We start from the raw sequence: 13,856 nt of genomic DNA, 5'->3' as shown, positions 1-13,856 counted from the left end.
TGTACCTATCTTACTGAATAAACAATATCTTTTCCACGGACGTTAGAGGCCCTCAGCGATGATATTCAGCCCTCTATTTATCTCTTCTACTACATCCGCGTCTTTTTCTCGGTCTTTCGCTTGTTTCAACTGTTTTTCTACAGATTTCCCACCAATTACAGCTAGTGCCCAGGCGGCAGTGCCTCGTATAACAGGACGAGGGTCTTTAGTCATAAGCTCTGTTAATGGCTCAATAGCTTCCTTTTCTTTGAAATGTGCTAAGGCAATAATTGCATTTCTTTGGATTGGCTTTTTTCCTCTCCAAGCTCCTGAAACATGACCAAATCGCTCTTTAAATTGTCGATTGCTCATTGATAACAATGGCATTAGAAGCGGCTTTGCTAGTTCTGGATCAGGTTCCATTTCTTCGTGAATATGAAAATCTTTCCCCTTATTTTCTGGACAAACTTGCTGGCACGTATCGCATCCATATAAACGATTCCCTAATTTCGTACGAAACCGTTCCGGTAAAAAGTCTTTTGTTTGGGTCAGGTAAGCTATACACTTTTGAGAATCCAGCTGGCCCCCTTGAACAAGTGCACCTGTTGGACAGGCATCTATACAGCGCCTGCACGAACCACATTGTTCTTCGAGCGGTTCATCGGGCTGAAACGGTATCGAGGTGACTAATTCTCCCAGATACACGTAAGAACCAAATTCAGGTGTAATAATGGCACAATTTTTACCACTCCAACCAATACCCGCTCTTTCAGCCACTGCTCGATCTGAAAGTTCTCCGGTATCTACCATGGAAATAATGTGAGCGTCTGGTACCTTTTCTACTATAAATTTTTCTAAGAGTCGAAGTTTCTCTTTTAAAATATGATGATAATCTTTCCCCCACGATGCTCTGCAAAAAATACCTCTTCGTTCTCCTTTCGTGCTTTTCGGAGGATTTTTCATTTTTGAAGGATATGCTAAGGCAATTGAAATAATTGACCTAGCTTCTGGTGTAATCTTCTTCGGTTCAACTCGTTTTTCTAAATCAGGTTCTTCAAATCCAGATTCATAACCTAATTCACGATGGATCGTTAGTCTTTCTTTTAATGTTAAAAATGGATCAGCACTGGTGAAGCCAATTTTATCTATATCAATACTTTTACTATATGCAATAATTTCTTCTTTTAACTGGGCATATGCCATGAAAAAAACCCTTTCTTTCAAAGTTACATCCATTATATGCTACACTAAATGAAAACAAAAAATAAAGAGGTGTTTTTTTGGAAGATATGGTTCGGCTTACAATAGACGAGGAAGTTAAAAGACTAGTACCTCGATTCAAGATCGGGGTTATTACATATCCATCAATCGTCATTTCTGAATCACCACAAATGTTAAAAGGAAGAATTCGGTTTTACCAAGAAGAGTTAGCTCTGCAACTTGAAAGTAATGACTTAATGAGTTATCCAGGTATCGCTGAATGGAGAAGTACGTTTAAATTGCTTGCGATTGACCCTGGAAGATATCGGCCGTCATCAGAAGCACTTCTTAAAAGAATTAAAAAGTCCGAGTTTTTACCATCCATTAATTCTGCGGTAGATATAAATAATTTTCTCTCGATCCGTCATCAAATTCCTTTTGGTATTTATGATTTACAACAATTAGAGGGGGAAGTATTGATACGCCTCGGAACAAAAGAGGATCGTTATTTAGGAATTAACGGACGTGAAAACAACATGGAAGGGAAACTGCTGTCCGCTGATGAAAAAGGTCCTTTCGGAAGTCCAATCGTTGATTCTAAACGATCGGCTGTTACTGAGACAACTACTAAAGCACTTCACCTGATCTACCTCCAACCATCAATGGACGATGAAGAATGTGAACAATTACTTCAATCTGTCGGTAAGATGTTCACTCAAGTCCATGGTGGGAACTATCACTACTCAATCGTCACATAATTGGAAAATAATTCACGAAAACAATATAGAATCTGGTTTATTTCTTCGTTAAGATGGGAATTAGTAAGGTGTGATGAAAATTGAAAGGGTGATCTAATCATGACTCAAGAAAAAGTATCAGCCATTTTAAACAAACAAATAGCTAACTGGAGTGTATTATTCGTTAAACTTCACAATTACCACTGGTATGTGAAGGGGCCACAGTTTTTCACATTACACGACAAATTCGAGGAATTCTACAACGAAGCCGCTTTACATATTGATGAACTAGCAGAACGATTATTAGCACTTAAAGGACATCCTGTAGCAACAATGAAAGAATATTTAGAAACAGCATCTGTTTCTGAAGCAACAGGCAATGAAACAGCTGACGATATGGTATCCACAATCATCCAAGATTTTGATACACTTATTGATGAATTAAAAGAAGGTATGGAGGCCGCTGATACTCTCGGTGACGAAACAACAGCGGATATGCTTCTAGCTATTCACCAATCATTAGAAAAGCATAATTGGATGTTACGCTCTTTCTTAAAATAATATGCCAATTGATTAAGAATCTGGTCTCAATTTTGAGACCCAGATTCTTTTTTATTGTTCGCTTTATTCACCTACTATCGCTGGAGAAGCAGTTTACAGTTCTAATAGGTTGCTCTGTTCAGTTAGGTAAATTGGTCTTATCTTTTGAAATTGCTAGTTCCACTAGCTTATGAAGAATTACATTAAAATCAGCCTCATTCGGATAATGAGCCGATTGCTCTAGAGTGATAAACTCCTTCCCTTTTGGAGCTGCAATACAGCTGAAAAATTGTTTGGCTAGTTCATAGTTCGTCGTTTTATCATGTTTGCCTTGAATTATGCAAATCGGAATCTCAATATTAGAAATCGTCTCTAAATAATTGGTGTTTGCTATTTCCGTTTGTAAATCCTTACTTTCCATTAAGCTGAACTTTGCCCCAGTTATCAGCGCCTTCCAAAGATCAGGCAGTGTATAATCCGGGGATATAAACGCCCCTCTAACTAATCGTAAAAGGTTTGGCTTTTTTGTACTTCGATCTTCATATAGATCTCCTTTATACTTAGAAATCAGCTTATCGAGTCGCTCATCCTTTTTTCCGACGTAGGGCGGTTCCCCAAGGTCTTTTAGTACATGAAGTGCTCGCTGATCTCCAGTGCGCTTTGCTTTCTCTGCCAACCATGTCTTCGCTAATTTTTGTGATTCTGTTTCATTAACAACTTGAGAAATGCCAACGTAAGTGGAAAATTTTTTGGGATAGCGTCTGATTAACTCTGTTCCAAGTATAGTCCCCCATGACATGCCAACTAACATCACCTGATCCTGTTGAAACTTCTCTCTTAAATAATCCACAAGCTCATGAATATCATTAATAAATTGTTCAATCTTCATTGATTTAGGATCGATTGCTTTTGAATAGCTCTTTCCTGCACCGCGCTGGTCATAATAAACAGCTAAATAGTGCTCCGTGATTTCTGGGAATAAGCATCTAGAGCTTACACCAAAAGGAAAAGGCACCCCAGGTCCCCCATGTAAAAATAAACAAATCGGCAAGTCCTTGCTTTTACCTTCAATTAAGATATACTGCCTAATGCCGCCAATATATAACTTTTCAACCTGGCTTATACCGCCATTCTTTATCAACCTTTTACTCTTTTTGATGATTTTTCTTTGAATAAAAAATCTATAGCCAAAAACGGCTACCAACAACAGTACAAGCAATATACCAAGCATAATTATAGTCTCCAAGATAATCTCCCCAATTTTCAAAATTTGTCTTCTACCTTACTCGCCTTTAGAATTTTAATAATCTAAAGAAAAAAAATTCAGGACTTTAATATATATTCACTGAAGTTACGTTATTCCACAGTTATATGATTAGGACAAACCGTAGATTATGTATTGAATTCATTAATTTCTCACAACCTTTCATTATTTTTGAGGAGAATTCAGTATCATGTAATAGTTTGTACATAACAGTGTTATGTGTGTAAACCAATTGTTATGGGCTTGTTCTTTGTCTCAGAATTTCTTGTGCTATCATAAAAACCAATTAGAGAGAAACATTAAATTTTGGAGGTAGTCTATGAAAAAAAGGATCGTTTCTTTAGTAACCGTTGCTGCAATTTACGGGACATTTAGTTTAGGGTCACACACATCTGCTAAGGAAGTTACCGTTCAAAAAGGGGATACATTATGGGGAATCGCAAACGCTAATGATATATTAGTAGAAGATTTGAAAGAGTGGAATGGACTTACCAATCATATCATTCATCCAGAAGAGCGTTTAAAAGTAGCGCTTACTGAAGAATATCACATTCAAAAAGGTGATACTTTATCAGAAATTGCCCTTCAGTATGACAATATTTCTTGGAGAGCGTTACAGGACTGGAATCAGATTAATGATCCTCATTTTATCTTAGCCGGTGATACATTAACCGTTTATTTAAAAGGAAATCCTCAACCAGCAGCTCAATCAAAAGGAATTGCTAGTGTTACTGATACTGAAGTACCAAGCAATACAGAAGTAAATCCTTCTTCAGATGTGAAGCAGGAAGAAGTAGAAGAAGCGCCTTCAGTACCGGACAAGCCAGTACAGGAGGAAGCAGTCTCAGACGAGCCTATCAAAGAAGAGTCAACTAAAGAAGAAACTATCAAGGAAGAGCCTATTAAAGAAAAACCTAATACAGAAGAAGCGATAAAAGAAGACGCAGCTTCTGAGCCCACTTCAAATGATAATGTAGCGATGGAACTAACGATGACAGCTACTGCATACACTGCATCTTGTGAAGGTTGCTCTGGAATTACTTCAACTGGAATTAACTTAAAAGATAATCCGGATAAAAAAGTAATCTCAGTTGACCCTAGCGTTATCCCATTAGGCTCAAAAGTTTACGTCGAAGGCTATGGACATGCGATAGCTGGTGACACAGGCGGTGCCATTCAAGGAAACAAAATTGATATCTTCATACCGAACAAGCAAGACGCCATCAATTGGGGTGTAAAAGAAGTAAACGTAAAAGTTTTTAAATAAGATGATGAACTGCCATATCGAAAAGCGGTATGGTAGTTTTCTATTTTTCTAGAGCCCTCATGATTAAAACCATTCTCTCTTCCTCTGCATATACTGATAAGAAAAGCGGAAAGCGCCTGCTTATCGGCGACAAGCACTGGAGGGCCAACAATACGTGTCTTGCTCTTTAGACACGTTTGATGGACCGAAATGACCTCGAGCCGATGGCGCCTGGAGCTAGACATCACCGAAAAGCGGAAGGCGCCTGCTTATCGGTGACAAGCGCTGGAGGGCCAACAATACGTGTCTTGCTCTTTAGACACGCTTGGTGGACCGAAGCGACCTCGAGCCGATAGCGCCTGGAGCTAGACATCACCGAAATACAAAAAACTAGGTGTTCTTTCTTCCATTCTACAAGCGTATCTATGATTTAAATAAGAAAGGCTGGTGAGGTGAAACGTATGATGAATTCACCCTTTTTTTGCAGTCAATGCGGGAGAGATTTATTGACTCCATCAAAAGAGGATACTAAGAAAGTATGTCCTGACTGTCTGCCTAAAAGTGAGTTGCAACATAAAGAGAAACCCATCTATAAAGGTCTATTAGGGGAGTCCACGTGGTGGCAGAAGCGCAAATAATGCGCTTTTTCATTTAAATTTTAGTAAAAGAAAAAGTCCCCCGTTAACAAAATTCTGTTAACGAGAGACTCATCTTTATATCGTTACCCTTCTATATCCCGCTTGTTATATCCCAGAAACCCTATGAACAAAAGAACACCAGCAATACTTATTAAAATAAGGATCGGTAATGCCGTCACCTCTTCTACTGGGAATTGTGGAACGTGCGCAAATGGGGAAACCTTCTCCATCCACGTTGGAAGTTGAAGTAATCCACCTAAATAGACAACAAAGAAAGAATATCCTAAATACAACCAAGTTAGACTAGTCAGCCTTGGAAGATATCCCATTAGAAATACCGCTAAACCTACCAACACAAACATAGCTGGAAAATAAACCATGCCGGCTTTTACTATTGAAGAAAATAAAATCGCTTCTTCCATTACTGAAACTGCGGCAGACCAAAGTCCGACTATTGCTAGAACGAAGACGGTTGCCCCAAAGATAATGGAAACCAAGAGATAGCTTCCCATCAGTTTTGTTCGTGATACAGCTCTTGCTAATAAATGTTCCGTCATATTCTTTTTTTCTTCATTTTTAAGTTTGAGAACGAAAAGAAGCGCAGGAACCGTACAGATGATTGAGATTACTAACATAAGCATCGGTAAAAATTGTTCAACTAAAGAAAAGCCTTCGACAGGAGCTAAAAATTCCGCCATCATTTCATTACTATCAAAAAAATACTCCAAATCCCCTAACACCGACCCATAAGAAGCTCCTAAAATGAACATCCCAATCGCCCAGGCAATAATTCCTGTCCGTTGCAATCGAAAAGCTAAGCCAAATGGGCTTTGAAGGAAACGCGATGCATGTTTTTTACCCGGTCTAGCCTGTAAGAACCCAGCTCCTAAATCACGAATCGTATTTAAATAGAACGTTATAGCCAACAGTACAATCGCTGCACAAATCGTCAAAATAACTGGCCACCAGTAATTAGTAACGTATGCTTGTGTTCCTACAACCCATCCAAGCGGTGAAAACCATGAAAGCATTTCATTACTTACATCTCCAACGGCCCGAATTAAATAAGCTCCACCTAATACCGCAAACGAAAGTCCAATCGTCCCTCTAGAGTTTTCTGACAGCTGTGCAAACAAACCCGTAACACTAGTAAAAAAGATACCCGTTGCTCCGATAGCTGCCCCGTATAAAAGGGATCCTTGTAAATCCATACTTTCTATTTGCAATGCATACAGTCCTAAACCTGTAATCAATGCTAAAAGAACATTCGCACCAATCATGACAAGTACGGAAGACGTAATATTCGATAATTTACCGACTGGAAGGGAACGAACTAGCTCTATTCTCCCCTCTTCTTCATCCGCACGGGTATGGCGAGTAACAAGTAAAATACTCATGATCGCTACAACAATAGCTGTAAATAACAGCATTTGGTGGGCGAACATAGCTCCTGCTGTGTAATTGTCTAATCCATAACCAGGTCCGACCATGGCGATCATTGCCGGATTTTTCATTGTTTCTGCTATCGCTTGCCGCTCTTGTTCGGTTTGATATAAACCCGTATAAGATGAAGCGATGATTACATTCATCAAACTAATGGAAAGTAACCAGACAGGCAGCCGCACCCGGTCCCGCTTAATGATCAGGCGAGCCAACACTCCTGTTTGATTATATAAATTTTTCCACATACTTATTCACCTCCCACCCCATTAGTTGAGGTGTGCCCGGTACCTTCATAGTGACGCATAAATAAATCTTCAAGCGTCGGTGGTGAACTTTCTAATTTAATCAGACCAAACTGACTCACATGTTTCATCACAGCATCTAGCTCTTCCCCATCGACTTGGAACGAAAGAGCATTTCCTACGGTTTCCACATCATGAACACCTTTTAATTCATTGATAGATAAAATCGGCTGTTTCGTTTCCACAAGTAAGTTCGTTCTTGTTAAGTGACGAAGTTCGTTTAACGTTCCAGTCTCAATGATTGTTCCTTCACGGATGATACCGACTTTATCACATAATTTTTCGACTTCAGATAAGATATGACTTGAAAGTAAGACACTTTTTCCTTGTTGTTTTGCCTCATTTACTTGCTCTTGAAAAAGTCTCTCCATTAACGGGTCGAGTCCAGATGTCGGCTCATCAAAGATATACAGGTCAGCATCCGAAGCAAAAGCCGCAACTAAAGCCACTTTCTGCCGATTTCCTTTTGAATATGTTCTGCACTTTTTCGTTGGATCTAATTTGAAAATTTCAATAAGTTCCTCTCGTCTAGCCTTGTTAGTTGCTCCTCTAAGCTTCATGAATAAATCAATAACTTCGCCCCCGGTAAGGTTCGGCCATAAGTTCACATCCCCCGGTACATAGGCAACTTTCTTATGAATTTCTACTGCATCTTTCCATGCATCCATCCCAAAAATCTTCGCTTCTCCTTCAGTAGCTTTCAAAATGCCAAGCAAGACGCGAATCGCAGTAGACTTGCCGGCTCCATTCGGACCAATAAATCCATATATCTCACCTTTATTCACTTCCAAATTTACACCATCTAGCGCTTTAAAGCTTCCAAACTTCTTCGTTAAATTCGTTGTTTTTAATATCGTCATGGCGATGCTCCCCCTGTCTTAAGGATAAAAATCTTTATTTAGTTTTGAAATTTTTTAACTTATATAGTTCATAATATATATAAATTTAATGCATGACAACACGAAATTATGAAATTTATTGTTTGTTTTGTTACAAAAATTTTATTAAACTTGAATTGAGGTGACAAAAATGGACGGTTTTCAACGACGCAGAGAACAAAAGAAGAAGAATATTCTAGAAACGGCACTATCCCTATTTACGGAATACGGAATCCAAAAAGTATCGATTTCAGAAATTGCCAAAAAAGCAAACGTATCACAAGTTACGATTTATAACTACTTTGAAAGTAAGCACAATTTAATTCATGATGTCTTTATTTATTATGTGGACAAAGCTGCCAATGATTTTGAAGAAGTTATCTTTAGTGACTTACCTTTTCCGGAAAAAATTCAAAAAATGATCTTTGCGAAAAAAGAGGCTGCCACTCAAATTCATGAAGAGTTTTATGAGTTTATGATGAAACAATATACAGCAGAGGGGAATTACATTGAGAAGGTCTATATCGAAAAAACAATTCCATACTTTACGAAATTGATTGAAGATGGGAAACAACAAGGATTTGTAAATCAGGACTTATCTGCGGAAGCGGTTTTATTTTATATCAATATGTTAAAAGACTATGTGCAAAAAGAAGAGGTGTACCAAAAGATCCTTCCAATTACCGAGGACATTACGAATATCTTTTTTTACGGGATCTGTGGGAAAAAGGATTAGAGTAGGACCTGACGGCTATCCGCCCCCGTCATTGCGATCAGCTCTTCTTTCCTCAAGTGAGGGCAAACACCTGACCGCGGTATGCCCACAAAAAAGACTGCCAGGCAATAGCAAGCTTTTTCAGCTTTTTAAAACTACTTCAGCGAAGGCTAGCTCCTATTTGTTTTTTGGATTTTTTGCGGACTCACAGGCCCTTATTTCATCAAAATCTATCATTTTATCATTGTTTGCGGACTGAGAGGCCGTTATTCGTCGTATTTCTTGTGTAAAAGACTGCTTTTTGGGGTAATAAGGGCTTCTCAGTCCCCTAAAGTGTAGGAAACATCGAAATTGACACCAATAAGGGCCCTGGAGTCCGCTAACTTTCCCTAGGGATGATGATGTTGGGCATCGGTCTATCACTAGCTGTGGTCAGGGCCCTGACCACTCCCGCAATTCTGCTCCCGGCCCTACTGGTTAATCACCAACAGAAAAGAATATTAAGTTTTTTGATATTTTGAGCCTCTATTTTATTTATCCTACGTCTATAAATATGAGGCTGACTATTTGTTTATTTAGTTTGAGTTTGATAGGTTCTTTTTTAAGACTCCTATCCTTCTATCCTAAAGTTTGATTAGAACTTAAGTTTAAGTAAAAATAAATTGTCCAAAGGGGGAAGATGAACTTATGAAAATGAGTCGTATTCTTTTCATTGCAATCGCACTAATTATCGCTGTCGTCATCTACGCTTTTAATACCTTGTCTACTAATGAAACTCTGAATGAGCTGGGAACAGCCGAAACGAGTGGAACAAGCGAGCAAGTAGTAACTGATAATGAGGAAGAACCGATCATAGGAAATGTTCCAACTGCAGAAGAAGTGAAGGAAGAGTTTCCTTTAGACTTATCAGAAGTTGCGGTACAAAATTCCATTCATCATATGTCTCACCAGAAAGTAGCCGCCAGCCAAAAATGGGGCCATATGCAAATTACTCAGGAGAGAATTGAAAGGTTAATAGAGGTTGTTGAAGCAAACAATTACACCTATAGTAGAACTTATTTGGATATTCTCGAAAGATGGCAAAAGGGAGACTTCAGCCAAGCCGATGAAGATCATAACCGAATTTGGCGGTTACAAGGGGGTACGGTTGGAGAAGCAACCAGACTGTTAACTCCAGAAGAAGAAGCCGAGTATATTAGGAAGCATTTTGAATAGCACGGTTAACCCCATAAGCTGAATAAGCTGATGGGGTTTCTTTACTTCCATTCTTATTATTCAGAACAACGGTACCTGCCCCCCAGTACACTAACCAGTACAAGCCGGGGCAGGTTTCCAATCAAGATAGTTCTCCCTTTTACAAACTACTTTTCTTTTGACATGAGCTTCATTAGTAATGAAGCGGTGCTTGGCTTTCGAGTAGTCGTTGGATTGACTGGTTGACCGCGTCTAGCTGCTTTTCAACTCGGTGCAGCAAGTAGAGCGTCACCATGACAGGGAAACCAAACTCACTCAAAAGCGACCTCCACATCTCCATCGTTAGAACCTCCTTTCGTCTAGGAAAAGCGTTAAGCACCCGTTTAGCAGAACATCTAGACATCTCAAATTAAAAAAGAGAAAAGGCCAGGCCTCCTCCCTTCCAAACCATCATCAATTAAAATTCAATCGTTTCAACTGTGCGATCGACTACACGCGCACTTTTTTTCGCTAACAGGTTACCGCCAGACGATGTAAAAGCGTTCTGAGCTATAATCTCATCCATCGCTGCACTAATCGCAGCGGTATCCACTGGATAAACAGGGTTGTCCAAAGAAATCGTAACGGTTTTTGCTAATTCGTTTTCAAAGACTAATTCAAGTTTCTTCGTCATTTCAGCCCCTCCTTTCTATTCATTGGTATTACATTAAATTAAAGATCTAGCGCATACGTGTTAGCACGGTCCACATGATAAGGCGTCCATCCTTGAAGTGGAATTAACGCATCAGCAACAGCTTTTAACTGTTCGTTCGTTGCAGCTGTTTTTATATTATTGAAGCTCTTCGTTTTTAAGATCGGTTCACCAATTTGGTTGTAACCCGACTCAAACACAATAACTAAACGCGAATTCGAAAGCATTCTTTTCACCCCCTTTCACTATGTATATATGGAGATGCGGATGAAAACGGTCAAGGAAGAACTATATTTTTTTAAGTACATCAGATCTTTCATTCTATTCATCTACCAAAACCAAAAAAAATTCTGATTTGATATCGATCGTACGTTGCCAAATCCTTTTTATCGAAACATATAGTAGGTTAAAAGCGGCAAGGCTATTCCGTTAATTGAGAAACTTCTGCACTTCCCCCTACCTATCACATTAACTATTAAACAATCATATGGGAACAAAACAATGAGTTTTGTTCGAAGACTGTATAACCACAACCGGCTTAAAATCAACAAGAGCATAAATCCAAACTTTACAAAAAAAATTCAAATTGACTCACCGTTTTCCTCTCGAACTCTGTATATACCTATTGACGGAACGATACGAAGAGGGGGATTTTAAAATGAAATCAGGTCGAATTGAGCAATATAGATCATATAGTCAGTTTGCAAAACTAGAGGCATTCAACAAATCTAATAAAATGGCATTAGACATCCACGGACACCACTTTACAAAAGGTGAAAGAATTGCATTTGACGTTCTTACTCGTTTTAGTGTGAAAGTACTCGGTGTTTGTAATGCACGCATCTGTAAACTAGTACAAGCCTGCCAAGATATCAAAGGCGGCATTTCCAGGTCAACCTTTGAACGAATGCTTAGAAAAGCAAAATCGTTAGGCATCATCTCCATTATTCATACTGTACGCGAAACGGGTGGGTATGCCCACAGCGTGTATATTTTTAACCGATTTGACACGCCCAACCAGGAACAATTGACGTCGCGCAAAAACGACAAAAAGCGCCAACCACCAAAGGCGAATGAGCACAAAAATCAATCGGAAACTCATTTAGTTGAAACAAAAACATTAAAAGATAAAGATCTTCGTCAGGAACAGGTCAAAAAAATAGATCACATTGACATAAGCGAACTAGACCATTCGTTCATTCCCGATCATGTGCCAACGCTATTCATCAAAGCTGTAAAACCATTCTTTAGCCGAGCAACGGAAATATGCGGGCTATGGAATCGTGCCCAAATCGCCTACCGATCCGCAAAGTTTCCGATCACCATGTCGATCGATTTAATGCTACCGACCATTGTGCACGCATTCAAACAAACCGTTTATCGCTATAAGCAAAAACGAATCAAAACTAGCTTTATGCCTTATTTTTATGGGACTATGGCGAACCTACTGACTGTGGAGAAAAGGAAGATCGTTGCTGAACATTCTCACTGGGGGCAGTGGTTGAAGGGATAATCTGTGTTTTGGAGTTAGAGTATTGCAGACAAGCTAGATCTCTTTCAAATCATTTCAAAGCTACAGAATGGGTTTTCCTAAAAAAAGTGGGTACTCTCTTTCTGATGACGCAGTTTGCACTTTCCATAGCCTCATTTACTCATTTACAATCAAATAAAAAACGCTCCTTACATTTGTAAGAAACGTTGATATTAAAGATTACTTGTTATGTAATGGTACCGGTGGTCGGGGTCGAACCGACACTCCAGAAGGAACACGATTTTGAGTCGTGCGCGTCTGCCAATTCCGCCACACCGGCATATAGTAATAAAAAAACACAGTCAAACTGTGCATGGTAAATTTAAAATGGTGCCGAGGGCCGGACTTGAACCGGCACGGTAGTCACCTACCGCAGGATTTTAAGTCCTGTGTGTCTGCCAATTCCACCACCCCGGCAAGGGTATAAAGGACTATAAGTATTTAAGTTGGAGGCGGCAACCGGATTCGAACCGGTGAATAAAGGTTTTGCAGACCTTGGCCTTACCACTTGGCTATGCCGCCATATATTCTGGAGCGGAAGACGGGACTCGAACCCGCGACCCTCACCTTGGCAAGGTGATGTTCTACCACTGAACTACTTCCGCAAATGGCTGGGCTAGCAGGATTCGAACCTACGCATGACGGAGTCAAAGTCCGTTGCCTTACCGCTTGGCTATAGCCCAATAGTAAATTTTTAAATGGCAGGGGCAGTAGGAATCGAACCCACACTGACGGTTTTGGAGACCGTAGTTCTACCTTTAAACTATGCCCCTACAATTTACGATTAATGGTGGAGGGGGACGGATTCGAACCGCCGAACCCTCAGGGAGCGGATTTACAGTCCGCCGCGTTTAGCCACTTCGCTACCCCTCCAACATTCTTTAATGTTACTTATTATATCATATGTCACTCTACATCTAAAGTGATTTATTTTAATGTTATTCTATAAAACTGCTGGTGCCGGCGAGAGGACTTGAACCCCCAACCTACTGATTACAAGTCAGTTGCTCTACCAATTGAGCTACACCGGCAAAAATGGTGGCTCGGGACGGAATCGAACCGCCGACACATGGATTTTCAGTCCATTGCTCTACCGACTGAGCTACCGAGCCTAATTCGGTCTGTGATAAGCTTCGAATTTCTTCGTCAACTTCCTTCACTCACGTCCTCATGTATCAAAATACAATCCGGCGTTCGTTCAGTTGTTTCCTCAAACTTCTTGCTTCTCTCAACCCTCTAATATGAAAATAATAATGGCGGTCCCGACGGGAATCGAACCCGCGATCTCCTGCGTGACAGGCAGGCATGTTAACCGCTACACCACGGGACCACTTTTAGTTGCACTCTTCAAGCACTACTTATATTATCTTCCTAGTAGTAATTCGAAGTAGATGCGATAATTTTTTTTGGTTGCGGGGATAGGATTTGAACCTATGACCTTCGGGTTATGAGCCCGACGAGCTACCAGACTGCTCCACCCCGCGATAATATAATTTTA

At 39.9% G+C, this 13,856-nt stretch carries 14 protein-coding genes and 11 tRNA genes; 7 read left to right on the top strand and 18 right to left on the bottom strand.

Features of this window, described 5'->3' with window-relative positions:
* Nucleotides 1–42 precede the first annotated feature (42 nt).
* Nucleotides 43–1,182: a tRNA epoxyqueuosine(34) reductase QueG gene (gene queG / locus AC2VNP_RS05785; RefSeq protein ID WP_486916432.1), complete on the bottom strand. Its 1,140-nt coding sequence runs from the start codon at nt 1,180–1,182 to the stop codon at nt 43–45.
* 86 nt (nt 1,183–1,268) lie between these two features.
* Here queG and AC2VNP_RS05780 point away from each other — a divergent pair, with 86 nt between their 5' ends.
* Together AC2VNP_RS05780 and AC2VNP_RS05775 are read left to right on the top strand one after the other, a co-directional pair.
* Entirely contained in the window at nt 1,269–1,937 is a 669-nt protein-coding gene (locus AC2VNP_RS05780; RefSeq protein ID WP_486916467.1) for a B3/B4 domain-containing protein, read from the top strand.
* A 99-nt stretch (nt 1,938–2,036) separates the two neighbouring features.
* Entirely contained in the window at nt 2,037–2,477 is a 441-nt protein-coding gene (locus AC2VNP_RS05775) for a Dps family protein (protein ID WP_486916431.1), read from the top strand.
* A gap of 118 nt (nt 2,478–2,595) precedes the next feature.
* Here the strand turns inward: AC2VNP_RS05775 and AC2VNP_RS05770 are convergent, their stop codons facing one another.
* On the bottom strand, nt 2,596–3,702 hold the full coding sequence (locus AC2VNP_RS05770) for an alpha/beta fold hydrolase (RefSeq protein WP_486916430.1): 1,107 nt from the start codon (nt 3,700–3,702) through the stop codon (nt 2,596–2,598).
* Between the two features lie 337 nt (nt 3,703–4,039).
* On the opposite strand from AC2VNP_RS05770, the gene AC2VNP_RS05765 reads away from it, so the two are divergent.
* Entirely contained in the window at nt 4,040–4,987 is a 948-nt protein-coding gene (locus AC2VNP_RS05765) for a LysM peptidoglycan-binding domain-containing protein (RefSeq protein ID WP_486916429.1), read from the top strand.
* Nucleotides 4,988–5,166: 179 nt separating this feature from the next.
* Complete coding sequence (locus AC2VNP_RS05760) at nt 5,167–5,322, top strand: hypothetical protein (protein ID WP_486916428.1); 156 nt, start codon at nt 5,167–5,169, stop codon at nt 5,320–5,322.
* A gap of 365 nt (nt 5,323–5,687) precedes the next feature.
* Here AC2VNP_RS05760 and AC2VNP_RS05755 read toward each other — a convergent pair whose 3' ends face one another.
* Nucleotides 5,688–7,292: an ABC transporter permease gene (locus AC2VNP_RS05755; protein ID WP_486916427.1), complete on the bottom strand. Its 1,605-nt coding sequence runs from the start codon at nt 7,290–7,292 to the stop codon at nt 5,688–5,690.
* Nucleotides 7,293–7,294: 2 nt separating this feature from the next.
* Complete coding sequence (locus tag AC2VNP_RS05750) at nt 7,295–8,209, bottom strand: ABC transporter ATP-binding protein (protein WP_486916426.1); 915 nt, start codon at nt 8,207–8,209, stop codon at nt 7,295–7,297.
* Nucleotides 8,210–8,378: 169 nt separating this feature from the next.
* Between AC2VNP_RS05750 and AC2VNP_RS05745 the strand changes: the two genes are divergently transcribed.
* Together AC2VNP_RS05745 and AC2VNP_RS05740 are read left to right on the top strand one after the other, a co-directional pair.
* Nucleotides 8,379–8,963 (top strand): TetR/AcrR family transcriptional regulator, encoded by a 585-nt coding sequence (locus tag AC2VNP_RS05745; protein WP_486916425.1) that lies wholly within the window; start codon nt 8,379–8,381, stop codon nt 8,961–8,963.
* Nucleotides 8,964–9,629: 666 nt separating this feature from the next.
* On the top strand, nt 9,630–10,157 hold the full coding sequence (locus tag AC2VNP_RS05740; RefSeq protein WP_486916424.1) for a DUF6241 domain-containing protein: 528 nt from the start codon (nt 9,630–9,632) through the stop codon (nt 10,155–10,157).
* A gap of 172 nt (nt 10,158–10,329) precedes the next feature.
* Here the strand turns inward: AC2VNP_RS05740 and AC2VNP_RS05735 are convergent, their stop codons facing one another.
* The 3 genes from AC2VNP_RS05735 to AC2VNP_RS05725 all read right to left on the bottom strand — a co-directional run bounded on the left by AC2VNP_RS05735 (nt 10,330) and on the right by AC2VNP_RS05725 (nt 11,054).
* Nucleotides 10,330–10,476, bottom strand: a complete 147-nt coding sequence (locus AC2VNP_RS05735) for a YvrJ family protein (RefSeq protein WP_486916423.1) — start codon at nt 10,474–10,476, stop codon at nt 10,330–10,332.
* A gap of 117 nt (nt 10,477–10,593) precedes the next feature.
* Nucleotides 10,594–10,809 (bottom strand): DUF2922 domain-containing protein, encoded by a 216-nt coding sequence (locus AC2VNP_RS05730; RefSeq protein WP_486916422.1) that lies wholly within the window; start codon nt 10,807–10,809, stop codon nt 10,594–10,596.
* Nucleotides 10,810–10,847: 38 nt separating this feature from the next.
* Nucleotides 10,848–11,054 carry a DUF1659 domain-containing protein gene (locus AC2VNP_RS05725; RefSeq protein ID WP_486916421.1) on the bottom strand — a complete coding sequence of 69 codons (207 nt, stop codon included), beginning with the start codon at nt 11,052–11,054 and terminating at the stop codon, nt 10,848–10,850.
* A 398-nt stretch (nt 11,055–11,452) separates the two neighbouring features.
* Between AC2VNP_RS05725 and AC2VNP_RS05720 the strand changes: the two genes are divergently transcribed.
* Nucleotides 11,453–12,340 carry a hypothetical protein gene (locus tag AC2VNP_RS05720; RefSeq protein ID WP_486916420.1) on the top strand — a complete coding sequence of 296 codons (888 nt, stop codon included), beginning with the start codon at nt 11,453–11,455 and terminating at the stop codon, nt 12,338–12,340.
* A gap of 213 nt (nt 12,341–12,553) precedes the next feature.
* Here AC2VNP_RS05720 and AC2VNP_RS05715 read toward each other — a convergent pair.
* The 11 genes from AC2VNP_RS05715 to AC2VNP_RS05665 all read right to left on the bottom strand — a co-directional run bounded on the left by AC2VNP_RS05715 (nt 12,554) and on the right by AC2VNP_RS05665 (nt 13,842).
* A tRNA-Leu gene (locus tag AC2VNP_RS05715) sits at nt 12,554–12,638 on the bottom strand.
* Between the two features lie 48 nt (nt 12,639–12,686).
* Nucleotides 12,687–12,775, bottom strand: a tRNA-Leu gene (locus AC2VNP_RS05710).
* A gap of 30 nt (nt 12,776–12,805) precedes the next feature.
* A tRNA-Cys gene (locus tag AC2VNP_RS05705) sits at nt 12,806–12,880 on the bottom strand.
* Between the two features lie 8 nt (nt 12,881–12,888).
* A tRNA-Gly gene (locus AC2VNP_RS05700) sits at nt 12,889–12,963 on the bottom strand.
* 3 nt (nt 12,964–12,966) lie between these two features.
* Nucleotides 12,967–13,041: transfer RNA gene (locus tag AC2VNP_RS05695), tRNA-Gln, on the bottom strand.
* A 16-nt stretch (nt 13,042–13,057) separates the two neighbouring features.
* Nucleotides 13,058–13,131 (bottom strand) — tRNA-Trp (locus AC2VNP_RS05690).
* A 15-nt stretch (nt 13,132–13,146) separates the two neighbouring features.
* Nucleotides 13,147–13,231, bottom strand: a tRNA-Tyr gene (locus tag AC2VNP_RS05685).
* Nucleotides 13,232–13,313: 82 nt separating this feature from the next.
* Nucleotides 13,314–13,389, bottom strand: a tRNA-Thr gene (locus AC2VNP_RS05680).
* Between the two features lie 5 nt (nt 13,390–13,394).
* Nucleotides 13,395–13,470 (bottom strand) — tRNA-Phe (locus AC2VNP_RS05675).
* 142 nt (nt 13,471–13,612) lie between these two features.
* Nucleotides 13,613–13,688: transfer RNA gene (locus tag AC2VNP_RS05670), tRNA-Asp, on the bottom strand.
* A 77-nt stretch (nt 13,689–13,765) separates the two neighbouring features.
* Nucleotides 13,766–13,842: transfer RNA gene (locus AC2VNP_RS05665), tRNA-Met, on the bottom strand.
* Nucleotides 13,843–13,856 lie beyond the last annotated feature (14 nt).

Source organism: Alkalihalobacterium sp. TH-98 (genome assembly GCF_057473385.1).
This window is presented reverse-complemented; position numbering and strand designations above follow the sequence as displayed.

Coding starts and splice junctions, on each gene's coding strand:
- AC2VNP_RS05765 (WP_486916429.1), top strand. CDS start 4,040: ATGAAAAAAAGGATCGTTTCTTTAGTAACCGTTGCTGCAATTTACGGG.
- AC2VNP_RS05755 (WP_486916427.1), bottom strand. CDS start 7,292: ATGTGGAAAAATTTATATAATCAAACAGGAGTGTTGGCTCGCCTGATC.
- AC2VNP_RS05750 (WP_486916426.1), bottom strand. CDS start 8,209: ATGACGATATTAAAAACAACGAATTTAACGAAGAAGTTTGGAAGCTTT.
- AC2VNP_RS05725 (WP_486916421.1), bottom strand. CDS start 11,054: ATGCTTTCGAATTCGCGTTTAGTTATTGTGTTTGAGTCGGGTTACAAC.
- AC2VNP_RS05735 (WP_486916423.1), bottom strand. CDS start 10,476: ATGGAGATGTGGAGGTCGCTTTTGAGTGAGTTTGGTTTCCCTGTCATG.
- AC2VNP_RS05760 (WP_486916428.1), top strand. CDS start 5,167: ATGGACCGAAATGACCTCGAGCCGATGGCGCCTGGAGCTAGACATCAC.
- AC2VNP_RS05780 (WP_486916467.1), top strand. CDS start 1,269: ATGGTTCGGCTTACAATAGACGAGGAAGTTAAAAGACTAGTACCTCGA.
- queG (WP_486916432.1), bottom strand. CDS start 1,182: ATGGCATATGCCCAGTTAAAAGAAGAAATTATTGCATATAGTAAAAGT.
- AC2VNP_RS05745 (WP_486916425.1), top strand. CDS start 8,379: ATGGACGGTTTTCAACGACGCAGAGAACAAAAGAAGAAGAATATTCTA.
- AC2VNP_RS05775 (WP_486916431.1), top strand. CDS start 2,037: ATGACTCAAGAAAAAGTATCAGCCATTTTAAACAAACAAATAGCTAAC.
- AC2VNP_RS05730 (WP_486916422.1), bottom strand. CDS start 10,809: ATGACGAAGAAACTTGAATTAGTCTTTGAAAACGAATTAGCAAAAACC.
- AC2VNP_RS05740 (WP_486916424.1), top strand. CDS start 9,630: ATGAAAATGAGTCGTATTCTTTTCATTGCAATCGCACTAATTATCGCT.